Genomic DNA, 23,072 nt, shown 5'->3' with positions numbered 1-23,072 from the left:
GAGGTAATTTTTAGGCAAGTAAAATTTCAGGAAAATGACACAGCATCGTCAGCTTGCGGCTATTATGTTCACAGATATCGAAGGGTATACGGCTGTTATGCAGCAGAGTGAGCAGCAGGCACTAACGCTTAAAAACCGGCATCGCGAAGTTTTGCAGCAGGGGCATGAACAATTCAATGGCCGTATCGTGCAGTATTACGGTGACGGCACCCTGAGCATTTTTCCCAGTGTGGTGGAGGCAGTAGAGTGCGCGTTGGCCATGCAACTGGAGTTTGTTCAATCGCCGCAGGTGCCCGTACGGATGGGCCTCCACATGGGCGATGTCATTTTTGATGAGGGGCAGCTGTTCGGAGATGGGGTAAACCTGGCCTCCCGAATCGAATCTTTAGGAGTGGCAGGAAGTGTGCTGCTGTCAGACAAAATTCAGGACGAAATTAAAAACCATCCCGACCTTAAGTCTTACTCTGTCGGGAGGTATCAGTTTAAGAACATTGGGCGCGAAGTAGAGGTATTTGCCCTGGATCATGCCAACTTAGTAAAACCCGCGCCTGATACTTTAAAAGGCAAAACGGAAGATAAAAAGAAAACCGGCCTCAGGACATCTAAAAAGCCCCCCGCTAAAAGCATTGCCGTGCTACCGCTGGTAAACATGAGCAACGACCCGGAGCAGCAGTATTTCAGCGACGGTGTGACAGAGGAGATCATCAACTCCCTGTCTAACCTGAAAGACCTGAAAGTGGCAGGCCGCACCTCTTCCTTCCAATTCGATAAAAAGAACGGCGACTTGCACGAGGTAGCCGATAAGCTGGGCGTGAGCACCGTGTTGGAAGGCAGTGTGCGCAAACAGGGTAACCGTTTGAGAATTACCGTAAACCTCATAAAAGCGGATGATGGCTTCCATTTATGGTCCGAACGCTACGATGGCAGTATGGATGATATCTTTGCTATTCAGGAGGAGATCGCTTCAGCCATCCGGGAGAAAATGAAGGTAACCTTGTTGGTGAAAAGTCGGAACAAACACAGGGAAAGCTCCACCAAGAATACCGATGCGTATGAACTATACCTGAAAGGGCGTTTTTATTTAAACAGGAGGGGTGCCTATATCGTAACCGCCATAAAATTTCTGCGGCAGGCAATTGAAACAGACCCCGATTTTGCCCTGGCCCATGCAGGATATGCAGACGCAAACTTACTGGCTGGGCTGTATGGCCTGTTGCCACCCAACCAAGTCATGCACAAAGCAAAGCAATCTGCTGAGAAAGCCCTGGCCCTGAACCCAACCCTGGCGGAGGCCTTTTTCTCGCTTGGAACCTACTACTGCTACGTCTGGAACCTGGTGGAGGCAGAAAAGAACTTTCAGAAGTCACTGGAACTGAACCCGCGTTCCGCACAAACGCATCTTGGGTACGCTTTGAACTGTTTGGCCTGGATGAAAGGGGATTTTGCCGCAGCGGAGGAGCACGGGAGGATCGCAATAAAACTAGAACCGCTGAGCGCCATCTGTTTTGGTATATATGCACAGGTTCTGCACGCGGGTGGTAAATTTTCAGAAGCTCTGCAAGCGTGTAAAACAGGCCTGGACCTGGATTCCAGCTCTTTCCTGTGTTTTTTATACGAAGGTTACTCTTACCTTTTTTTAGAGAAATACCAGGAGGCGGTAAGCGTGTTTGTCCAGTTGATGAAGCTTACCAACAAACACAGTTTCACGCAGGGCGGCCTGATCATGACGCTTTGTAAAATGGGCGACACTGACAGAGCCCGCAGCGAGTTAGCCGATTTAAAGGAAAGGGCAAAAAGCGAGTACATCGTGTGCACTGTAATTGGCATTGCCGCCGGCTGGGTAAACGATGACCTGGACGAAGCTTTCCATTACCTGGAGAAAGGCCTACAGGAACATGATCCATTTCTGATCTCCATCAAGCACGAGCACTGGGTGCCGGCAGAGCTGAGGGCTGACCCACGGTACCAGCAGCTGCTTCAGGCAATGGATTCCCCTAACAAGAAGCTAATTCAGCGTGCTTGATTACCGGCAACTAGCACCTGATAATCATTAAGAGGCAGCAGCAAAGGTAGAAACGTTACAACGTGAAATGGAATACAGTTTAGCCCCCTGAGCTGCAAAAAGTAGCATTGCGCTTTTCAATCAGCCTAGCCTGGCACCGCATTATCCCCTGCCAGCACGATCGGAAGCGGCTGTTTCCTGTTAAATTCAAGCTTGCCGATTACCCAGTACATACCCAGTGCTGTCAGCACTGCCCAAACCCCGGAAGCCCACCACAGGGTAATAAAACCGTAGGCAGCGATGATGGTAGTCCCCAGAAAGGGGGCTACTACGTGTGCCACAGAGTAGGAGATGGTGTATAAGCCAATGTAGGCGCCACGGTTACTGGCACCTGCGCGCTCCACTGTGATCGTCGTCATAAATGGCATGGCCAGAATTTCGGCAACGCTGAGTAGCAGCATCGATATGTAAAGCACTCCCGGGTGCTGCACCAGGTTCAGGAGCACAAAGGAGGCGCCCAGCAGCAAAATGCCTGTAGTCACCAGCACCGATTTGCTTATTTTCTCACCCACCAGGTACACGATGATCATCTCAAGCAAAAAAACGATGAGTCCGTTTAAGGCCATCAAAGCCCCAATACTACTTTCTGACAACACATAGGCCTGCCTGTAATAGAGCGGTAAGGTGCTAAAGAGCTGAAAGAAGATAATGGCAAAGCAGCTGCACAGCGCCGCGAAAAGCATAAAGTAGCCATCGCGGTAGGGGGACCGTACAGGAGCAGAGGCTTCTGCATCCAGCTTACCTGGCCGCTCCGGACGATGCCCCTGCCGGCTGCGAAAGTATAAGAAGAAAAAGATGCCCGCCGCAATGCAGGTAGCGCCGTCGGCAATGAAGAGCCACCGGTAAGAAACGGCTGCCAGGAAACCGCCCACCGCAGGCCCAACCGAAAAGCCCAGGTTAATGGCCATGCGGTTAAGCGAAAAAGCGCGCGTCATGTTCTCCGGTTTGGCGTAGTGGGCTATGGAGGCAGAATTTGCAGGACGCAGCGTGTCGTTAACCAGGCTAAGTATAAAAACACCCAGCGCCAGGTACTCGAACTGCCGGAGGTTGAGGAGCGCAAAATATAAAAGGCCACCCAGCGTTAGCGCCACGAACTGTACCCTGAAATGTCCGATCCTGTCGGTTAGCCAGCCACCCAAAAAAGAGCCAAACACAGAGCCCAGGCCGTAGATGCTCAGGACAATGCCCGCCTCTTTCAGGCTGTAGCCCAGCATGTCGGTTACGTACAGGCTCAGGAAAGGGGTAACCATGGAGCCGCTCCGGTTGATCAGCATCACCAGCGACATCATCCAGGCAGGCTTGGAGAGGCCGCCGAAGGCATTACGGTAGAGCAGCAGTATCCTTTTCATTTCGTTTCCCGGGCAGTATGGTACGAGGTGGTAGCTGTTATTTGGTGTTAAACTGGTTCATGGTTCTTTCCAGACCAATAGTACCGAAAGAAATGATAGCCTCAGCGGATTTTTCTATCAGCGTTTGTAATTCTATCTGCTCGTCTTCGCTGAACTTGTTGAGCACGTAATCCACCTGTTTGCCTTTATGAAAATTATCACCCACCCCAAAGCGCAGGCGCGGGTAGTTATTGTGGCCCAGTGTCTGCTCGATGTGCTTTAAGCCGTTGTGGCCGCCGGCACTCCCTTTTGCCCGGATACGGAGCTTGCCAAACGGAAGCGCCAGATCATCAGTGATCACAAGCATCTGTTCCGGCGGAAGTTTCAGGGAGTTCAGGTAATGCCCCGCGGCCTTTCCGCTCAGGTTCATGTAAGTGGTAGGCTTCACGAGCACGAACGTGCGCCCCTTGGTTTTTATCTCTGCCACAAAGGCATGGCGGCTTACTTCAAAACTCCCGTCATACTTTTTGGCCAGGTGATCGAGTACCATAAAACCAATGTTGTGGCGGGTTTCTGCATATTCAGGGCCTATGTTACCGAGGCCCACGATCAGGTATTTCATACGAATAGCTTCATCGGGAATGGCCGGGGCAAAGCCCAGCCACTGTTTAACAGTTTGCAACATATTTTTAAGTGGCCGTCATCCAGCCATGTCAGCGAACGAACGGTAAGTTCTGTTGCTTGCGTGTGGAAAGAAACAAAAAATCCTGCCCCGCTTGTAGGCAGGACAGGACTTGATGCGTTAAAGCTAGCTTTAGCTTATTTCTTGCCGCCACGGGCTTCTTCCATCTGAGCACTCTTAAGCGCACGAGGAATAGTAACGGTTGCTACCGGAGCCAGCGAGTTGGTCAGGATCTCGTAATCTCCTGTTTTAATCTTGCTTACTTTGATAGACTTACCAAGCTCCAATTCAGAGATATCGATCTCGATATAATCCGGAAGGTTAGCAGGAAGCGCTTTAACTTTAAGTTTACGCAGCTTTGTAACCAGCTTACCGCCCAGCATAACACCAGGAGATTTGCCTACCATCTTCACCGGTATATCTATTTTAACAGGCTTTTCTTCGTTCAGCTCCAAAAAGTCGACGTGCAAAAGCATTTCGTTAACCGGGTGGAACTGCACATCCTGCATGATGGCTCTGTAATGCGAGCCTTCTATGTTCAAGTCTACCTCGTATACTTCCGGAGAATAAACTAAGTCTCTGAACAGGATAGCCGGTGCATAGAAGTGAACTTGCTCAGCACCGCCATAAAGTACACCTGGTACAAAAGACTCATTGCGCAGGTCTTTCGACTGCTGCTTGCCGAGATTTGCTCTTTTAAACCCTATAATCTCTAAAGTTTTCATAAAAAGAATTTGTTAAAATTTTTAGGCCACAAAGGTATGGCTTTTTTTTTAGGAATGAATTTTATAGTCAAACAAATTGAGCCGTCAGCAGGCCACCCCTTATAGCATGAAAAGCAGGGCGAATTGCCTGCACTATGCTGCTTTAAATAAACAGGGAGCTGATGGATTCGTGGGTGACCACGTTGTTGATGGCACGGGCAAACAGATCGGAGAAAGTAAGCACCTTTATTTTGGAGCATTCCTGCTTCAGCGGAATGGTATCAGACACGACAAGCTCCTCCAGTACGGAGTTTTCAATGCGCTCATAGGCCGGGCCCGAAAGTACCGGGTGAGTGGCAATGGCGCGAACAGTTTTGGCTCCTTTGTCTTTTAAAAGCGCCGCTGCCTTTGTAATAGTGCCTGCAGTGTCTACCATGTCATCCACGAGTACCACGTCCATGCCCTCCACATCGCCGATCACCTGCATCGAGGCGATCTCGTTGGCGCGTTTCCGGTGCTTGTCGCACACAACCATCTCGGCGCCAAAGTTCTTTGCAAAGGCCCTGGTTCTAACCACACCGCCAACATCGGGCGATGCGAACAGCAGGTCGCTGCCCAGGTTCAGGCTTCTCAGGTAAGGGACAAAAATTGCGGACCCATCCAGATGATCAACCGGAATATCGAAGAAGCCCTGGATCTGGCCGGCGTGCAGGTCGCAGGTCATCAGGCGATCTGTGCCAACGGCCTGTATCGCGTTGGCCACCACCTTAGACCCAATGGATACGCGGGGCTTGTCTTTTCTGTCCTGGCGGGCGTAGCCGTAGTAGGGCATCACCACGATCACTTTGTGTGCCGAGGCGCGCTTGGCAGCGTCAACCAGCAGCATGAGCTCCATCAGGTTATCTGCTGGCGGAAACGTGGACTGAATGATGAAAACCTCTGCGCCACGAACCGACTCATTGATGTGCACCCCTATCTCCCCGTCGCTAAAACGGGATACGGTTAAGTCGCCGAGCTTGGTGCCGTAAGCAGCAGCAATCTTTTCGGCCAAATAATTGGAGGCAGTACCGGAAAATATCTTTACCTGTGGCATAAGGATGCTAAATGCTAAAGTGTTGCTGTTTAGGTTTAGGTTATTATGCCTGCAAAGCTACCAAAAATTACTGACACTTAATGGTATATATTTCTGATTTTAAATTACTTAGCACGGCGTATAAGCAAAAAAGAGCAACTCTCTTGTCGGGAGTTGCTCTTTTAATACGTTGTCCGACCAGGGCTCGAACCTGGACTCTTCTGAACCAAAATCAGACGTGTTGCCAGTTACACCATCGGACAATCTTCCTACTAAACTACAGGGTGGAAGCCCCTTCGTCGTTTGGTGATGCAAATATAGAGAGACGATTTTAAACTGCAAACATTTGCGCTTAATTTTTTTAGAAACTCTCGTCTAAAATATGCTCTAGCGCTGTGTCGTAGTGCTTTTTGGCTACTGTAATACCTCCAAAAAGGTCGCCGTCGATATGGCAGTCGTGGGCGGTTACCTTGCCTAATGCCGTGAAATTCACTCCTTTGTTTTGCAGGGATTTTTCAAAAGCGGCCTGCTGGTCTGCTCTTACCGAAACAACCACACGGCTTTGGCTCTCGCCAAACAGGTAGGCATCTTTTCTGAAATTTTTATCTGTTTCGATATCAAAACCCAGTTTATTAGGCATGGCAGACTCCAACAGCGTAATGTACAAGCCGCCATCCGACACATCGTGCGCCGAGGTGATGCGTTTGTCGATAATCAGCTCTTTCAGGGCATGTTGTAACTTGACTTCTGCATCCAGGTCGAAGTGTGGGGCCGGGGAAAGTTTTACGTTATGGTAGGAGTACAGGTACTCGGAAGAAGCGATGTCGTTTTGCGCATCTCCTATCAGGTAAATCAGGTCGCCGGCCTGCTGAAAAGCCAGCGTCATCTTGTTGTCTTTGTTCTCCATCAGGCCCAGCATGCCGATGGTCGGGGTTGGGAAAACGGGGCCCTCGTCAGAGGACTGGTTGTAAAAACTCACGTTGCCGCCGGTAACCGGGGTGCCCAGGGCCTCGCAGGCTTTTTTCATGCCGTTAATAGCGCCTACAAACTGCCAGTACACTTCCGGCACGTACGGGTTCCCGAAATTAAGGCAGTTGGTGATGGCTACGGGCTCGGCGCCGGAGCAAACAATGTTGCGGGCCGCTTCGGCCACAGCAATGGCACAGCCTGTTTCCGGATCGGCGTGCACGTAGCGGCTATTGCAGTCCACGGTAACGGCGATGGATTTATTGGTGCCCTTTACCTTTACCAGGGCGGCATCAGAGGGCATGTTCGTGGTAACGGTGGCCGTCCCGATCATGGAGTCGTACTGGCGGTACACCCAGCGCCTGGAGGCAATGTTAGGGTGCGTGGTCAGGAATTCGGCTGCTGCCTGGTAATCCGTTGGCTCTGCTACCTGGTCAATTCTAAATTTCTTGGCTTCCTGAAAGTAGGCTGGCTCGCGGTACTCGCGGTGATAAACGGGGGCGCCGCCACCTAGTACCAAGTCTTCAGCTGGCACTTCGGCCACTAGCTCTCCTGCCTGGTAGTAGCGCAGCTGTCCGCCTTTGGTCACCACGCCAATCTGCTCGCAGTAAAGGTCCCACTTGTCGCAGATATCCTTAATGCTCTGCTCATGGCCTTTTTGCATCACGATCAGCATGCGTTCCTGGCTTTCGGAGAGCAGGATCTCGAAAGGCACCATGTTGGCCTGGCGGGTGGGCACTTTATCAAGCCAGATATCCATGCCATGCTCGCCTTTGGCGCTCATCTCGGAGGTGGAGCAGGTGATGCCGGCGGCACCCATGTCCTGCATGCCAATCACGTGGCCCGTCCGGATGATCTCCAGGGTGGCCTCCAACAGCAGTTTCTCCTGAAACGGGTCGCCTACCTGCACCGATGGCAGGTCCTTGGCCGAATCTTCGGTAATGTCTTTCGAAGCGAAGGCAGCGCCGTGTATGCCGTCTTTTCCGGTGGCGGAGCCCACAATGAATACCGGGTTGCCCACGCCGTAAGAGGTGGCAGAGGCTGTTTCGCCTACTTTCACGATGCCAGCCGAGAAGGCGTTCACCAGTGGGTTAATGGTGTAGCATTCATCAAAAAAGAGCTCGCCGCCTACTGTCGGAATGCCGAAAGCGTTGCCGTAATCGCCGATTCCTTTCACCACGCCGCGTAACAGGCGCTGTGTCTTTTCTGATCGCGGGTTACCGAAACGCAGCGAGTTGAGCTGCGCGATGGGGCGGGCGCCCATGGTGAATATATCCCGGTTGATGCCTCCCACACCGGTGGCCGCTCCCTGGTAGGGCTCAATGGCGGAGGGGTGGTTATGCGATTCTATCTTAAAGCTGCAGGCATAGCCGTCGCCGATGTCCACGAGGCCTGCGTTTTCTTCGCCGGCCTTTGCCAGCATGCGCGGGGAGTCCTTGGGCAGGGTTTTAAGCCACACAATTGAGTTTTTGTAGGAGCAGTGCTCCGACCACATTACCGAGAAGATGCTTAGTTCGGTAAAGTTTGGCGTGCGCCCCAGGATAAGCTTTATCTTTTCAAACTCCTCTTCCAGAAGGCCTAGTTTCTGGGCTGTTTCCAGTGTTGTCAGTTGTTGTTCCACGTTTGTCTGGCTTTAGTAAACGGTTTAACAAAAGTAGGAACTTATACTTTAAGAGTACAGCAGAACTTGTCCTTTTTGATGCGCAGTAGCAAGCCCCGGTTTGCAGACGCGCCAGCTGTGGATAATTAATTCGATTTTCTGCTTACCGAACGACACTTGAAACGCGAACATGCGTAAGGATAGGCCAAGACTTTAGCTACTTTTTATGCCAATCATCATTACCAACCCCAACATGATCACCACCACCTGTGGCCTGGAACTGGATTTGAGCACAACAGAGCGTATTATTGAGCGTTCGAACAGCCTGTTCAGCTATAATATACACAAGCTCAAAACAGGGGAGTACGTGATCTGCGAGCATTTCTACGCCAACCCTTTTAACAACAGGTACATCCTTTTAAACGACGAGCAAATAGAGTTATTAAAGACGCTATAAGTCTACGTCGTCAGGAGCCATAGCTGGCTTTTTAGGTTAATTTACTTTGTTGCATGTGCCGGGTAACCTTCGTAAAAACAAGATCTTAGCAGGTCCGGTGCGTGCCTGGGCGTACCAGAAAGCGGTTTCTCTGTGTCTGTTCCACAACTGTTTAGCGGCTTCCTGAATATTGGGCTGCTTTTGTCGGGCTAGCGCTAGGGCCAGCCTGCGCCGCTGTGAGCTACAAATGGATGCAGGGGTTAAAACTTTTTAAACTCTTGTAAGGATATAAGAGATTTATCCCTTAGTTTTGCACCCTGAAATAACTCCGTAACACTAGTTAATCAATATAATAAAGTCAGATGGCAAATATTGGCAGAATTACCCAGGTTATCGGTCCGGTGGTGGACGTTAGCTTTGTGGGTGAAAACTCTAAGCTACCAAATATCTTGGATGCCCTTCAAGTGACGAAAGACAACGGCCAGGTAGTAGTACTGGAGTGTCAGCAGCACCTTGGAGAGGACCGCGTACGCACCATTGCGATGGACTCGACTGAGGGCCTTAGCCGTGGAGTTGAAGTGATTGACCTGGAAGGCCCTATCAAAATGCCGACAGGCGAAGGCATTAAAGGCCGTCTCTTTAACGTGATCGGTGAGGCTATTGACGGTATTCCGCAGCCTGTGAGCACGGGTGGTCTGCCGATTCACAGATCTGCCCCTCGTTTCGAGGATCTGGCTACTTCTTCTGAAATCCTTTTTACAGGTATCAAAGTGATCGACCTGATCGAACCTTACTCCAAAGGTGGTAAGATCGGATTGTTCGGCGGTGCCGGTGTAGGTAAAACCGTATTGATCCAGGAACTGATCAATAACATCGCAAAAGCACACGGCGGTCTATCTGTATTTGCCGGTGTGGGCGAGCGTACCCGTGAAGGAAACGACTTACTTCGTGAAATGATCGAAGCAGGTATCGTGCGTTACGGAGATGCCTTCCTGGAGTCGCTGGAGCACGGCGGATGGGATCTTTCCAAAGTAGACTTAGAAGAACTGAAGGAGTCTAAGGCGACCTTCGTGTTCGGACAGATGAACGAGCCTCCTGGGGCGCGTGCACGTGTGGCGCTTTCTGGTCTTACAATGGCGGAGTACTACCGCGATGGTGAGCCTGGTTCAAGCGACGCCGGACGAGACATTCTGTTCTTCGTTGATAATATCTTCCGTTTCACGCAGGCGGGTTCCGAGGTATCGGCCCTTTTGGGTCGTATGCCATCTGCGGTAGGTTATCAGCCAACGCTGGCCACTGAAATGGGTGCCATGCAGGAGCGTATCACGTCTACAAAGCGTGGTTCCATTACATCGGTACAGGCCGTTTACGTACCTGCCGATGACTTAACTGACCCGGCCCCGGCCACAACGTTTGCTCACCTGGATGCGACCACGGTACTTTCCCGTAAGATCTCTGAGCTTGGTATCTACCCTGCGGTAGACCCGCTGGATTCTACGTCGCGTATTCTAACGCCAGATGTGGTAGGCGCAGAGCACTACAACACGGCACAGCGTGTAAAGGAGATCCTGCAGCGTTACAAAGAACTTCAGGATATCATCGCCATCCTGGGTATGGACGAGCTTTCTGATGAGGACAAGCAGGTTGTGCACAGAGCGCGCCGCGTACAGCGTTTCCTGTCGCAGCCGTTCCACGTGGCAGAGCAGTTTACTGGCCTGAAAGGTGTTTTGGTTGATATCAAGGATACCATCAAAGGTTTTAACGAGATCATGGACGGCAAGTATGACCACCTTCCTGAAGCAGCCTTTAACCTGGTAGGTACTATTGAAGACGCTGTTGCCAAAGGTGAGAAAATGCTTGCTGAGGCAAAATAGGTTTGAATAAGTTAAGAGTTAAAAGTTTAAAGTTATGAGTTGTATACCAATTCAAACTCTGAACTTTTAACTCTAAACTCTTAACTAACAAAGATGTATTTAGAGATAATCACACCTGATAAAAAAGTATTTGCCGGTGAGGTGGTAGCGGCACAGTTTCCGGGAGCCAACGGTTCTTTTGAGGTACTGGACTCGCACGCCCCACTTATCAGTACATTGGATAAAGGGCAGATACGAATCACTACAGGCAAAGGCCAGAACTATTATACCGTTGACGGTGGTGTGGTGGAAGTGCTAAACAACAAGATCATCGTGCTGGCTGAGTCGGTGATCGCGTAGTTGATACTTAAGACATCTAAACGCCTCCTGTTCGTAAAGAGCAGGAGGCGTTTTTTTTAACAGTCATTTTACCTGTTAATTTTATGGGATCCAAACGCGGTGCTATTTTCACAGCTTAACATTATAGCTATCTTAGAGGAAATTTAAAGCGCTTCCGAAATGCCACGTATTCAACCTAAAGTAACCCCGATCTACCAGACCTCTGTTTTTGCTTTCGACGATCTGAATGCGTTGGAGCAGTATTTCAGTGAGCCGGGGCAGAGCTATATGTACACCCGCTACGGCAACCCGAATACCGATGAGCTGGCCCGGGAAATTAATGCGATGGAGGGCGGGGCAGGTGCTGTTGTCACCTCTTCGGGTATGTCGGCGATACTGGCGGGCGTGCTGGCCCTTTGCAAGGCCGGTGACCACATACTTTGTGTCGAGGAGATTTATGGTGGTTCGTCCGTGCTGCTGAGTCAGGAACTGACGCGCATCGGCCTGGAAGTGACGTATGTGCCCCTGGATGCCATCTATACCTTAAAGGACTATGTGCGGCCCAACACCAGGCTGCTGCTGGCAGAAACCATGAGCAACCCCCTCCTGCAAGTGCTCGATATTGCACGCCTGACCAAAAATGCCAGGCTGCACGGTATCAAAACCCTGATTGATAATACCTTTGCCACGCCTGTTCTTACCCAGCCTTTAACCTTAGGGGCCGACATCGTGCTGCACAGCGTTACCAAATACCTGTCGGGCCACAGCGACGTAACAGCCGGGGTAGTAGTGTGCCAGGCACCTGACGATCTGAAGCGGGTGCAGCAGGTGATGATGACCTATGGTCTGAACCTGAGTCCGTTTGAGGGATGGCTGGCCGCAAGGGGGTTGAAAACACTGCGCCTGCGCATGCAGCAGCACAGCAGCAACGCCCTGACCATTGCCAACTACCTGCAGGGGCACCCGAAAGTAGAGCAAGTATGGTATCCGGGTCTGGCAGAACACCCGCAGCACGCGCTGGCAAAGCAGCAGGGCATGGGCATGTTTGGAGGCATGCTTAGTTTCCGCATCAAAGATGAGGAGGATGCCGTGAACCGTTTTATGCACGCCCTGCAGCACATCCCGTTCGCTCCGTCGCTGGCCGGCGTCGACTCTTCTATTTCGTATCCGGCAGGCACCTCGCATCGGTCCCTGAACCCGGAAAAACAGCGGAAGCAGGGGATAAGCATTGGCGTTGTTCGCTTTTCGGTTGGCATTGAGGAGCCGGAGGTGATAATTGCGGATTTGCAACAGGCACTGGAAGCCATCTAAGCGCACCTGAAATTTGCGAGGTTTTCGGGGTGCGGTTTAGCTTGCCAGCTAACAGTACATTAGCTGCTCCCGGTACTATTATAATGAGTCGGTGATTGCATGCTTCAAATGGCAGCTAACAGTACATTAGCTGCTCCCGGTACGCTTTTGCGTGTTGCTGTATAAAGAGTAGGCTTCTATACTTCCTCGAGTAGCAGGTGCAGGTGCCTCACTACTTTTTCCTGGTCTTCTTCGGTTAAGCTACTGCTGCTGGGCAAGCAGAGGCCACGTTTAAAGAGCTCCTCACTCAGGCCATCGCCGTAGTAGGCGCAGCCCTTGAAAAGCGGCTGCAGGTGCAGGGGTTTCCAGAGCAGTTGTGTTTCAATGTTCTCCTGTTCCAGTGCCTGGCGTATGCCTTCCGGCGTATGGCCGGCGGGTAGCAGCAGGGTGCTGAGCCAGCGGTTGGAAAAGCTTTTGTGCTCATCAGGCAAAAACACGATCCCATCCACATGCTGCAGCCGGTTGCGGTAATAATTGTAGACTTCGCGGCGCTGTTTTACGCGGGTCTCCAGCACTTCTATCTGGCCGCGGCCAATGCCTGCGCTGATGTTGCTCATGAGGTAGCTATACCCGAGTTGGGAATGCTGGTAAAAAGAGGCTGGGTCTTTGGCGTGGTTAGCCAGAAAGCGCGCTTGTTCTGCCAGCTTTTCATCTGCTGTGATCAGCGCACCGCCGCCCGAAGTGGTGATGATCTTATTGCCATGGAATGAAAAAAAACCGGCCGCCCCAAAAGTGCCCACCTGGTGGCCGCCATATCTGGAGCCCAACGCCGAGGAGGCGTCCTCTACCACCGGAATGGCGAACTCATCGGCAATGGCCATGATCTTTTTGAGTTTTGCCGGCATGCCGTATACGTGCACCAGCAAGATGGCCGCAGGCTTTTTGCCTGCTTTGATCCGGTCTGTTATGGCAGTGCGCAGCGTATCGGGGCACATGTTCCAGGTGTCGGGTTCGCTTTCTACAAACACCGGGGTGGCACCCAGGTATAGGATGGGGTTAGCAGAGGCAACAAACGTGAAGGTGGAGCACAGCACCTCGTCTCCGGTGCTTACGCCTATTACCCGCAGCGCCATATGGAGGGCCGCCGTGCCAGAGCTCAGGGCTACGGCATGGCGTGCATTGGTGTGCTGGCAAATGTCATGCTCAAAACCAGGCAGGTTGGGGCCTGCGGTTGTTACCCAATTATCCTCTATCGCTTTCTGTACATAGTTTTTCTCATGGCCTCCCATCTGGGGTACCGATAGGAAAATCCGTCCTGGCTTGTGCATCATGACGTGTCTTTTATTTTTGCTGCTTTATCTGCTGCGGGGCAGCTAACTGAAAAAACGTATAAGCGGTACCGGTAAAAACCTGGGTTAAACCTTCCATACGAAATTTTACAACCAGCGACTGCTCTGGTTCAAGATAAATAATTTTGCCGTAACCATGATAGTTTAACCCCGGTGCAACTTTAGATTTAATTGCAGGAGTATAAAGTTTGAGGTCATTTTTATAGATTGCAGTTTTAAACCGTTCCGAAACCAACATGCTCGATTTTCCAAACGCAAAGATCAACCTGGGCTTATTTGTCACCTCTAAAAGAGCGGACGGATTTCATAACCTGCAGTCCTGCTTTTACCCGGTGCAATGGACGGACGCCCTGGAGATACTGCCTGCCGATCAGGAGAAATTCGGGATGACGGGGCTTGCCGTCCCCGGCGATCCGGCTACCAATCTCTGCCTGAAAGCCTACCAGCTGCTGCAGCAGGATTTCAACCTGCCTCCCATACACATGCACCTGCACAAGGTCATTCCGATGGGCGCGGGCCTGGGGGGAGGGTCATCTGACGCAGCCTTTACCCTGCGTATTCTGAACAAGCTTTTCGAGCTGAACTTAGCCGCCAGCGCTCTCGAGGATTACGCCCGGCAGCTGGGGAGCGACTGTGCTTTCTTTATCCGGAACAAGCCGGTTATCGCCACCGAGAAAGGCGACGCGTTTTCGGCAACTGAGCTGAGCTTGAAGGGATATAAATGTGTGATCGTGTACCCGGGCATCCACATCACCACGGCAGAAGCATACGGGAGTATTGTACCCTCACAGCCGGACTGTGGCATAGAAATGTTACTGAAACAGGACCTGAAAGTATGGAAAGATGTGCTTCGGAATGATTTTGAGGATGCACTGTTTCCGAAGTACCCGGAACTGCCCCAGATCAAGAACAAGCTGTACGAGGCTGGCGCCATTTACGCGTCCATGACTGGTTCGGGCTCTGCTATTTACGGTTTGTTCGAAGCGGATGTGGCCGAAAGCCTAGTCTTCCCCAACCATTATTTTGTCTGGCAGGGGCTGCTTTAATTTTTGGCGGCGCTTCTCATAGTACTCCAGCACAGGGTAAATGAACACGCTTAAAAGTATAATGCCGGCACCCAGGTAAAAACCAGAGGACATCTGCTCCTCTTCCTTAAAAATCAGAAGCGCCAGGATGATCCCATAGATCGGTTCCAGGTTCACGGTCAGGTTAACGGTATAGGCCGAGATGCGCTGCATCAGGCGAACCGAGGCAGTATAGGCATACACGGTGCAGGCCAGGGCCAGCACCAGCAAATACATCCAGTCGAGGGGCGTAAGGCTGAAGTTCAGTGTGCCTCCGGTTGCAAAATAAGTGGTGTAGACGGGAAAGAAAAGCACCGTGCCCAGACAAGCGCCCGTCATCTCGTAGGCAGTGATGGTGGTGGAGGGTATCTTCTTGACAAACCGGGCATTCAGAATCGTGAAAATCGAGCCGAACAAGGCCGATGTGATGGCCATGCTGATGCCCAGTACGCTGTCGAAGCTGGTTTCGTGCTGAAAGATGATGTAGAGGCCAAAAATAACGAGCAGGGCCAGCAGTATTTCATGCGGCTTGATCCGGGTCTTGCTGAAAAAGGGGTCCAGCAGGGCCGTCCAGAGGCTGCAGGTGGCAATGCCCACCAGGCAGATGGAAACGGAGGAAACCCGGGCCGCCGCGAAGAACAGCATCCAGTGCGCCGCAATAATAAACCCGACCCCCAGTAGCTTAAGCGCCTGCTGCCAACCCATCCAGAACGGCGTGCCTCTTTTGTACACGATGGCCCCGATAGCCAGGGCCGTGATAAGGGTGCGCAGCGAAACGATCTCTACCGCCGGGATGGAGATCAGCTTGCCAAGTATAGCGGTGAAGCCCCAAAGGAAAACGATGAAGTGGAGCTCAAAAAAGTCTTTGATACGAGGCATGACTAGCGCGGAACGTAGCGGTAAAGTAAAAACCCGATGCCCGTGAAAACAAGCGTCGGAATCCAGGCAGCGAACTGAGGTTCAATGTCGCCTACCTGGGCCAGGCTTCGGCTCGTGATCACGAATATGATGAACACGAAGGCCAGGAAAAAGCCCAGGGCGATCTGGATGCCCACGCCACCGCGCGCTTTCCGGGCGCTCACGATCACCCCGATCACGGTAAGTATGATAATGGCAAACGGATAGCTGAACCGCTCGTACTTCTCAATCAGGTAGACCTCAATGTCATCGGCGCCGCGTGCTTTTTTCTCGTTAATATACTTATTTAACTCCGTCAACGTCATGGTTTGCTCCAGCTTATAGGTGCTCTCAAAGTCTTTGGGGGTCAGGTTTAGGGTCGTGTCCAGCGAGCTGCCCTTATACAGGGTTTCCTGCTCGCCGTTAAACGTGCGCAGCACATAGTTATCCATGTGCCATTTCTGCTTGTCGGCATTCCATTGCACGTTGCTGGAGGTAAGCTTGCTTTTGAGTTTTGTTTCGTCAATAGACTCCAGGGCAAAATTGTACCCGATGTTTGCCGTGTTGTTGTAACTCTCCATGTACACATACGATTCGGGGGCTATTTTCACATGGATGTTGCGGCTATCGTAAGTAAAAGGGCTTTTCACATATTTCACCTGAAAAGCCACGCTCTCTTTGTTCGCGTTCGGGATTACCCAGCCGATGAGCACAAAAATGATGGCGCCGATAATGCTGGAACCGATCAGGTAAGGCACCAGCAGCCTTCTGAAGCTGACACCGCTGCTCAGAATAGCCACGATCTCGGTATGCGAGGCCAGCTTTGCCGTTACAAACACCGTGGCGATAAACACCGTGATCGGGCTGAGCATATTGGCGTAAAAGGGGATCAGGTTCAGGTAGTAATCGAACAGGATCTCGCTGATAGCCACATTGTGCTTGATAAAGTCGTCGTTCTTCTCGGTAAAGTCGATCACCAGTATCACCGACACCAAAATCAATACCGTGAACACAAAAGTGGTCAGGAATTTCTTCAGTATGTATTTGTCGAGTAGCTTCAAGCTATAATTAGTTAAGAGTTAAAAGTTATGCGTTAAGAGTGGTTGTTTCAGGTGTGCCATGGCACATACTTTTAACTTTCAACTCTTAACTTTTAACTTGCTCGCTAGAGCCTTGTCATCAGTTTCTTTACCATCACATCTTTCCAGTCCCGGAAAGTTCCGTCAATTATTTTCTCGCGCGCCTGCCTTACCAACCATAAATAGAAAGTAAGGTTATGGATGCTGGCGATCTGGCCAGCCAGGTATTCGCCGCTGTGTATCAGGTGGCGCAGGTAAGCTTTGTTGTAAAAGGTACTCACATAACCCCCTAGCTCCGCATCTATCGGGCTGTGGTCGTTGGCCCATTTCAGGTTGCGGATATTGATAATGCCCTGCGTGGTGAACAGCATGCCGTTGCGGGCGTTGCGGGTTGGCAGCACGCAATCGAACATGTCTACGCCCAGGGCTATGTTCTCGAGTATGTTGGCAGGCGTGCCCACGCCCATCAGGTAACGTGGCTTGTCGGCGGGCAGTATGTCGCACACCAGTTCTGTCATCTCATACATCATATCGGCCGGTTCTCCCACCGACAGTCCGCCAATGGCATTGCCTGCGCGCCCGAAACCGGCAATGGTTTCGGCAGACTGGATGCGCAGGTCTTTGTAGGTGCTGCCCTGCACGATCGGGAAAAGCGTCTGGTCGAAACCATACTTGGGCCCGGTGCCGTCGAAGCGGTCTACGCAGCGTTGCAGCCATCGGTGCGTGCGCTCCATAGAGTACTTGGCGTACGTATGGTCGCAGGGGTAGGGGGTGCACTCGTCGAAGGCCATGATGATGTCGGCGCCAATGGTGCGCTGGGTGTCCATCACGTTCTCGGGTGTGAAATTGAGGGTGGAGCCGTCGATGTGCGACTTGAACTTAACGCCCTCCTCCTTGATCTTACGCGTGCCGGCCAGTGAGAAAACCTGGTAACCACCGCTGTCAGTGAGGATGGGGCGGTCCCAGCCGTTGAACTTATGCAGGCCGCCGGCCTGCTCCAGCACGTGCAGGCCCGGGCGCAGAAACAAATGGTAGGTATTGCCCAGTATGATCTGCGCCTGAATGTCGTCTTTTAGCTCGCGCTGGTGAACGGCTTTCACGGTGCCGGCGGTGCCCACCGGCATGAAAATGGGTGTTTCAATGGCCCCGTGCGCCGTTTGCACCACGCCGGCGCGGGCTTTTGACTGAATGTCTTTGGCTACTAATGAAAATTGCATAATGCTAGTTATCGGCCCGGACCCCTAAAGGCACCTGGCCTGCCGTGGCCGCCACAAATTGCCAGCCAGCAGCGTGATTTATACTTCTAAAACAACCGGCAAAGATACAAAGTGTAGCACCACAAACCACACAATTTTATTAAATAGAGCAGGTGTTCGGAAATGGGTATTTAATAGCTATTTTTGGGGTATGAAGTGTTCCGGCATTTATAGACCCATACATCAAAATACACCCTCTTGATTACAATTATACTGTTGGCGCTGCTGGCGCTTTGCGTGCTGGTGCAGCTATTTTTTGCCCTGTTCTACTTTCTGCCCCTCACCCGGCACCAGGATCCGGAGCAGGCCGCCCCGCGCCCCGTATCGGTGATTGTGGCGGCGCACGACGAGCAGGACAACCTGTATGAGCTGCTGCCCATGCTGCTTGATCAGGCGTACCCTGAGTTTGAAATAATCGTGGTGAACGATCGTTCGGAAGACGACACGGAATTTTACCTGCACGAGCTGGAGCAACAGTTCCCGCATTTCAGGGTAGTAACTGTTAAACGGACCCCGGATTACCTGAACCCAAAGAAATATGCCGTTGCGCTCGGCATCAGGGCCGCCAGGTATGAATGCCTGCTGTTTACCGATGCGGATTGCCGCCCGTGTAGCGCCACCTGGATCGAAAAGATGCAGCAGGGGTACGCCACCGGAGCTGAAGTAGTACTTGGCTACTCTCCTTATGTACAATTAAAAGGTTTTTTAAATCACTTGATTCGATATGAAACCTTGCTTACCGGAATTCAGTATCTGTCTCATGCAAACCTACGAAAACCATATATGGGCGTAGGCAGAAACTTATCCTATACAAAATCTTGTTTCTTTAAAAACAAAGGGTTTGCATCTCACATCAAAACAATGGGCGGCGACGACGATCTTTTTGTTCGTGATGCCGCCAACAATAGTAAAGTTAGCATTGTTATCAACAAGGAGGCGCAAACGATAAGCATTCCCAAAAAGACGTTTCGGGAGTGGATTGTGCAAAAACGCAGGCACATGTCCGTCGGAGGGCGCTATAAAGCAGCAGACCGGAGAAGAATAGGAGTATTTGTAGCATCAAACGTTTTTTTCTACATTCTTTTAATCATTCTGCTGGTTTTACATAGTCATTTAGCTATATTAGGCCTATTGGTTGCCTTGCGCTACCTATCGGTTTTCCCGATTTATGTGCTGGCTGCAAAAAGACTCGACGAAAAGGTATCCCTGCCGCTGTTGCCTGTGCTCGACATAGTGTATTTTGTGAACTATGTTTTTCTTGGGGTATCTGTATTAATGTATAAAAGACTCAGATGGAAGTAAATAAACAATTCTCTGCGAAAGCGAAGCACGATTTCAAACTCATCCAGGCCGCGGTAGAAGAAAATGACGAGAAAGCGTATGCCGAGCTGATGAGCATTTACAAGAAACCCGTTTACCATGTGGTTTTGAAGATGGTGCGAAACGCTGACGATGCAGAGGACTTAACGATAGAGGCTTTTGCGAAGGCTTTCCGTAACCTGCACAAGTTTAATCCGGAGTACGCCTTCAGTACCTGGCTCTTCCGTATCGCCACCAACAACTGTATCGACTTTATCCGTAAGAACAGGATCAAGACGATGTCCATCGACTCAGCCATTAAAATCGACAATGGGGACGAGATCACCATTGATTTTAAAGACAAGAACTTGAATCCGCAGGAAGAGGCGATCAAGAACCAGAAGATTGAGATCATGCAGTACGTGGTGGCCAAGCTGCCCGATAAATACCAGCGCCTGGTAACCCTGCGTTACTTCAACGAGCTTAGCTACGAAGAAATAGCCACCGAGCTGAACGCGCCACTGGGAACTGTTAAAGCACAGCTGCACCGCGCACGCGAGTTGCTCTATGACATGGTTAAAAACAAGAAGCACCTGATCTAACAAGCGCTAAGGCTACATACCCTGCTGCTTTTAAGATTGCCAAACTATATTAAGCCCCTGTTGCCTGAATGCAGCAGGGGCTTTAGTTTTGTACCATTTCACATACAAATTTCATACTTTTGCATGAGCCCTAATGGCTCTGTCAGATATTCAGAAAATAACACACTGTGGGTGAGTACGTGCTGTCTGTTTTAGGCAAATGCTATCTATACCTTCGCTTTAGGGATGCCGATAGGGTGATGCGTGAACTGAACCGAAAGTATGAAGGGCAATTCAGGAACGTCGGGACCATGCTGTTAGCCGATATTTTAATGGCCTTTGTTGTAGTGACCCTAGTATGTTTGATAGCTGCTGCTTTATATGCGGCAATAGTATGAGCTTATGCTTCAGGCAGTAAACCTTTAATTTTCAACTCTTAACTACACCATGCTGCATTCAACCGCCATCCGAACACTGCTTTCGGGTTATTTTCCGGAGCTTTCAGAAGATCAACTGCAAAAGTTTGAGCGAATGGGAGAACTCTACCAGCAGTGGAACCAGAAGATCAACGTGATCTCCAGAAAAGACATGGACATGCTGGGGTTGCATCATATCCTGCACTCGCTGGGCATTGCCAAGGTGGTGCAGTTTCCGGCGCATACCACGGTGATGGATGTGGGAACGGGAGGCGGCTTGCCGGGCCTGCCCCTGGCCCTGATGTTTCCGGATGTAAAGTTCCACCTCGTGGACTCGATTGGCAAGAAGATACACGTAGTGGAGGAGATAGCCCGCGAACTGCACCTGCGCAACGTAACCGCCAGCCACACGCGGGCAGAGCAGGTGCGCGACAAGTTCGATTTCATCGTGAGCCGCGCCGTAACCAGGCTTGCCAACTTCTACCCCTGGATCGCCAACAGCTTTAAGCACACCGATGCACCCGAAAAGGGCCTGTACTACCTGAAGGGTGGCGACTTAAGCGAGGAGATCGCAGAATCGGGGCTTATAGCTGAAACTTACAACCTGTCGGATTACTTTACCGAAGATTTCTTTGAGACCAAAAAAGTCGTGTTCGTTCCTTTTACGTAAAAGCGTTCTTTAAAGTACGAATAGCGGCGCGCGATGGGGCAGGCGAAGCTGCAGTTTATGAGTCGCCCAGGATAAAGCTGATCGCCCTTGACTCAGAGTAGTAGGTATCTTTCCGGAAATCCTCGGTAAACCCTACATGGCCGCCTTCTGCCGGCACTTCGAGGAACAAGCAGGGGTTTTGCTGCGCCTCCGCCACGGGGAAGCACGAGGGGCCTAAAAAAGGGTCGTTTTTTGCGTTAACTACCAGGGTGGGCACCTGGATATTGGTCAGAAACTGCTTGGAGCTAACGCGGGCGTAATAGTCTTCTGCATTCTTAAACCCGTGCAAAGGCGCCGTATACCGGTCATCAAATTCCGGAAACGTCCACAGTATACTATAATCTGTCAGGTCAACAGCATCGGGGTACATCTGCCTTTTTTGCTCCAGTTTCTCTCCTAGGGTCCTAAGGAACCGCTGGGTATAAATGCGAGAGATCTGCTGGGCAGACGACTTCAGGTCTACGGGTACAGAAAAAACCGTGGCCCGCTTTACCTGCTGCGGCACCAGGTCGGGGGCCTCGCCTAAATATTTCAGGCTGATGTTGCCCCCGGCGCTAAAACCCACCAGGTATACTTTTTCATAGTTCCCGGAATCAAGGGCATGGCGCACGATAAAGTCCAGGTCGTCGGAGGCACCCAGGTGGTAGGAGCGCAGGAGCTTGTTGGGCTCTCCGCTACAACTCCGGTAATTCCAGGCCAGTGCATCTACGCCACGCTGGTTAAAGGCCTTCACCATGCCCAATATGTAAGGCCGGCCCGAGTCTCCCTCCAGCCCGTGCGAAAGTATGACCAGCTCGTTGGAGCCCACCCGCGACCAGTCGATGTCAATGAAGTCATCGTCGGGGGTAATCAGGCGTTCCCGGGCATACATCACGCCGTCTACTTGCCTGAATAGCGCAGGCACAATGGTTTGTAAGTGGCCGTTAAACAGGTAAAAAGGGGACCTATGTTTAGAATTGACAACAGGCATGGTAAATTTTTTGCTGCTATTGTTATATTTATTAATACGATAACTTTACAAAGTTAAGCTATCTAAAGTGGCTTATATATCATTATTGCTTTTTTCGCGTAAGCATAGCCTATAACCAAAGAACACAACTATGAAATTCCAATCAAAGATCAAATCAATAGGACTGGCTTTAACGATTTGTGCATTTACTTTTGGGTGCTCGCAGGAAGCACAGCGTGAGACCAACGAGGTAGTGGATGAAACACAAGCTGAGATTACTAACGAGAACATGGAGGCCAGACGCGGCTACGATGATTTTGCCATGTGGGTAAATACCAACGCTGAACGCGCTGAAACCGTTACCGCAGATGAGTACCGGGAGATGCGCGCCGAATATAGACGCCGTGAGGCAGAGTTAGAGGCAGAAAGCAGCACCTGGGATGACGAGACAAGAAGAGAGTGGGAAGCCACCAAAGCAGACTGGAACGCCTTTGAGAACAAAGTTCAGGCCCGGCTTGGTAACATTGATGATGTGGATGTAGATGTTGATGTGCAGCGTAAAAGACAGTAATCCGATGGAATAATCAGCTTTGCACTATAAAAAAGGCTGCCGCATTTTTTAATTGCGACAGCCTTTTTTGTTAATTCAGGCGCTAGAGCTAAAATTTAGGAAAACCTAGCATACAAAAGTTGAATTCCTTATGTTTGTAGTTCTGAAGGCAAACATTTTTTTAAAGGTGCTTTGGAATTTAATAGTAAAGGATTTACCTTTGCAAACCCATTTAACTACGGATTGTAAGAATTAATTATCATAAAATAATATGGCTAACCACAAGTCGGCATTAAAGAGAATCAGAGCGAATAACGCTAAACGTCTTCGTAACAGATACCAAGCAAAAACTACTCGTACTTTCATCAAGAAATTGGAGAATACAACTGATCAAGCCGAGGCGCAAGAGCTTTACAAGACAGTATCTTCTATGCTTGACCGTCTGGCTAAGAAAAACATCATCCACAAGAACAAAGCAGCTAACAACAAGTCAAGACTGGCTAAATTTGTTAACGGCTTAGAAGCTACAGCAGCTTAATTTGTCGGGGAAAAATAGCTTAGGGCCTTACACGCACTGTGTAAGGCTCTTTG

At 50.7% G+C, this 23,072-nt stretch carries 22 protein-coding genes and 1 tRNA gene; 11 read left to right on the top strand and 12 right to left on the bottom strand.

The window, feature by feature from the left end:
* The first annotated feature begins 34 nt into the window (after positions 1-34).
* Positions 35-2,023: an adenylate/guanylate cyclase domain-containing protein gene (locus tag AC4BAN_RS03450; protein WP_490562960.1), complete on the top strand. Its 1,989-nt coding sequence runs from the start codon at positions 35-37 to the stop codon at positions 2,021-2,023.
* A gap of 125 nt (positions 2,024-2,148) precedes the next feature.
* Here the strand turns inward: AC4BAN_RS03450 and AC4BAN_RS03445 are convergent, their stop codons facing one another.
* The 6 genes from AC4BAN_RS03445 to purL all read right to left on the bottom strand — a co-directional run bounded on the left by AC4BAN_RS03445 (position 2,149) and on the right by purL (position 8,435).
* Positions 2,149-3,411, bottom strand: coding sequence for an MDR family MFS transporter (locus AC4BAN_RS03445; protein WP_490562959.1), 1,263 nt, complete (start codon positions 3,409-3,411; stop codon positions 2,149-2,151).
* A 37-nt stretch (positions 3,412-3,448) separates the two neighbouring features.
* Positions 3,449-4,012, bottom strand: coding sequence for an aminoacyl-tRNA hydrolase (gene pth / locus AC4BAN_RS03440; RefSeq protein WP_490562990.1), 564 nt, complete (start codon positions 4,010-4,012; stop codon positions 3,449-3,451).
* 197 nt (positions 4,013-4,209) lie between these two features.
* On the bottom strand, positions 4,210-4,797 hold the full coding sequence (locus AC4BAN_RS03435; protein ID WP_490562958.1) for a 50S ribosomal protein L25/general stress protein Ctc: 588 nt from the start codon (positions 4,795-4,797) through the stop codon (positions 4,210-4,212).
* 142 nt (positions 4,798-4,939) lie between these two features.
* Positions 4,940-5,869 carry a ribose-phosphate pyrophosphokinase gene (locus tag AC4BAN_RS03430; RefSeq protein WP_490562957.1) on the bottom strand — a complete coding sequence of 310 codons (930 nt, stop codon included), beginning with the start codon at positions 5,867-5,869 and terminating at the stop codon, positions 4,940-4,942.
* Between the two features lie 169 nt (positions 5,870-6,038).
* Positions 6,039-6,111, bottom strand: a tRNA-Gln gene (locus AC4BAN_RS03425).
* A 98-nt stretch (positions 6,112-6,209) separates the two neighbouring features.
* On the bottom strand, positions 6,210-8,435 hold the full coding sequence (gene purL / locus AC4BAN_RS03420) for a phosphoribosylformylglycinamidine synthase subunit PurL (protein WP_490562956.1): 2,226 nt from the start codon (positions 8,433-8,435) through the stop codon (positions 6,210-6,212).
* 205 nt (positions 8,436-8,640) lie between these two features.
* On the opposite strand from purL, the gene AC4BAN_RS03415 reads away from it, so the two are divergent.
* The 4 genes from AC4BAN_RS03415 (at position 8,641) to AC4BAN_RS03400 (ending at position 12,353) form a co-directional block, all read left to right on the top strand.
* The gene (locus AC4BAN_RS03415) at positions 8,641-8,871 is read left to right on the top strand and encodes a hypothetical protein (RefSeq protein WP_490562955.1); all 231 of its coding nucleotides are present in this window, start codon (positions 8,641-8,643) and stop codon (positions 8,869-8,871) included.
* A 341-nt stretch (positions 8,872-9,212) separates the two neighbouring features.
* Positions 9,213-10,724, top strand: coding sequence for a F0F1 ATP synthase subunit beta (atpD, locus tag AC4BAN_RS03410; RefSeq protein ID WP_490562954.1), 1,512 nt, complete (start codon positions 9,213-9,215; stop codon positions 10,722-10,724).
* 93 nt (positions 10,725-10,817) lie between these two features.
* Positions 10,818-11,063, top strand: coding sequence for an ATP synthase F1 subunit epsilon (atpC, locus tag AC4BAN_RS03405; RefSeq protein WP_490562953.1), 246 nt, complete (start codon positions 10,818-10,820; stop codon positions 11,061-11,063).
* 159 nt (positions 11,064-11,222) lie between these two features.
* On the top strand, positions 11,223-12,353 hold the full coding sequence (locus tag AC4BAN_RS03400; RefSeq protein WP_490562952.1) for a trans-sulfuration enzyme family protein: 1,131 nt from the start codon (positions 11,223-11,225) through the stop codon (positions 12,351-12,353).
* Between the two features lie 176 nt (positions 12,354-12,529).
* Here AC4BAN_RS03400 and AC4BAN_RS03395 read toward each other — a convergent pair whose 3' ends face one another.
* Both AC4BAN_RS03395 and AC4BAN_RS03390 read right to left on the bottom strand, forming a co-directional pair.
* Positions 12,530-13,663: a DegT/DnrJ/EryC1/StrS family aminotransferase gene (locus AC4BAN_RS03395; RefSeq protein WP_490562951.1), complete on the bottom strand. Its 1,134-nt coding sequence runs from the start codon at positions 13,661-13,663 to the stop codon at positions 12,530-12,532.
* Positions 13,664-13,673: 10 nt separating this feature from the next.
* A complete protein-coding gene (locus AC4BAN_RS03390; RefSeq protein ID WP_490562950.1) occupies positions 13,674-13,919 on the bottom strand; it encodes a hypothetical protein in 246 nt (81 codons plus the stop codon).
* On the opposite strand from AC4BAN_RS03390, the gene ispE reads away from it, so the two are divergent.
* Positions 13,918-14,727: a 4-(cytidine 5'-diphospho)-2-C-methyl-D-erythritol kinase gene (ispE, locus tag AC4BAN_RS03385; protein ID WP_490562949.1), complete on the top strand. Its 810-nt coding sequence runs from the start codon at positions 13,918-13,920 to the stop codon at positions 14,725-14,727. The genes AC4BAN_RS03390 and ispE overlap by 2 nt on opposite strands.
* Here ispE and AC4BAN_RS03380 read toward each other — a convergent pair.
* The 3 genes from AC4BAN_RS03380 to tgt all read right to left on the bottom strand — a co-directional run bounded on the left by AC4BAN_RS03380 (position 14,683) and on the right by tgt (position 17,938).
* Positions 14,683-15,624 (bottom strand): DMT family transporter, encoded by a 942-nt coding sequence (locus AC4BAN_RS03380; RefSeq protein ID WP_490562948.1) that lies wholly within the window; start codon positions 15,622-15,624, stop codon positions 14,683-14,685. The genes ispE and AC4BAN_RS03380 overlap by 45 nt on opposite strands.
* Before the next feature lie 2 nt (positions 15,625-15,626).
* Positions 15,627-16,703, bottom strand: coding sequence for an LptF/LptG family permease (locus AC4BAN_RS03375; RefSeq protein ID WP_490562947.1), 1,077 nt, complete (start codon positions 16,701-16,703; stop codon positions 15,627-15,629).
* A 104-nt stretch (positions 16,704-16,807) separates the two neighbouring features.
* Positions 16,808-17,938 carry a tRNA guanosine(34) transglycosylase Tgt gene (gene tgt / locus AC4BAN_RS03370; RefSeq protein ID WP_490562946.1) on the bottom strand — a complete coding sequence of 377 codons (1,131 nt, stop codon included), beginning with the start codon at positions 17,936-17,938 and terminating at the stop codon, positions 16,808-16,810.
* Positions 17,939-18,175: 237 nt separating this feature from the next.
* Between tgt and AC4BAN_RS03365 the strand changes: the two genes are divergently transcribed.
* The 3 genes from AC4BAN_RS03365 to rsmG all read left to right on the top strand — a co-directional run bounded on the left by AC4BAN_RS03365 (position 18,176) and on the right by rsmG (position 20,943).
* The gene (locus tag AC4BAN_RS03365) at positions 18,176-19,279 is read left to right on the top strand and encodes a glycosyltransferase (protein WP_490562945.1); all 1,104 of its coding nucleotides are present in this window, start codon (positions 18,176-18,178) and stop codon (positions 19,277-19,279) included.
* A complete protein-coding gene (locus tag AC4BAN_RS03360) occupies positions 19,270-19,878 on the top strand; it encodes an RNA polymerase sigma factor (protein ID WP_115567331.1) in 609 nt (202 codons plus the stop codon). Before AC4BAN_RS03365 ends, AC4BAN_RS03360 begins: the two co-directional genes overlap by 10 nt.
* Before the next feature lie 426 nt (positions 19,879-20,304).
* Positions 20,305-20,943, top strand: coding sequence for a 16S rRNA (guanine(527)-N(7))-methyltransferase RsmG (rsmG, locus tag AC4BAN_RS03355; RefSeq protein WP_490562944.1), 639 nt, complete (start codon positions 20,305-20,307; stop codon positions 20,941-20,943).
* A gap of 55 nt (positions 20,944-20,998) precedes the next feature.
* On the opposite strand, the gene AC4BAN_RS03350 is transcribed toward rsmG, so the two are convergent.
* Positions 20,999-21,952: a YheT family hydrolase gene (locus AC4BAN_RS03350; protein ID WP_490562943.1), complete on the bottom strand. Its 954-nt coding sequence runs from the start codon at positions 21,950-21,952 to the stop codon at positions 20,999-21,001.
* 130 nt (positions 21,953-22,082) lie between these two features.
* On the opposite strand from AC4BAN_RS03350, the gene AC4BAN_RS03345 reads away from it, so the two are divergent.
* Together AC4BAN_RS03345 and rpsT are read left to right on the top strand one after the other, a co-directional pair.
* Positions 22,083-22,502, top strand: coding sequence for a hypothetical protein (locus AC4BAN_RS03345; protein ID WP_490562942.1), 420 nt, complete (start codon positions 22,083-22,085; stop codon positions 22,500-22,502).
* 250 nt (positions 22,503-22,752) lie between these two features.
* Positions 22,753-23,019 (top strand): 30S ribosomal protein S20, encoded by a 267-nt coding sequence (gene rpsT / locus AC4BAN_RS03340; RefSeq protein ID WP_490562941.1) that lies wholly within the window; start codon positions 22,753-22,755, stop codon positions 23,017-23,019.
* The last annotated feature ends 53 nt before the right edge of the window (positions 23,020-23,072 follow it).

Source organism: Pontibacter sp. GD13 (assembly GCF_058216355.1).
The sequence above is the reverse complement of the archived record's forward strand: the minus strand, read 5'-3'. Positions and strand labels throughout refer to the sequence as shown.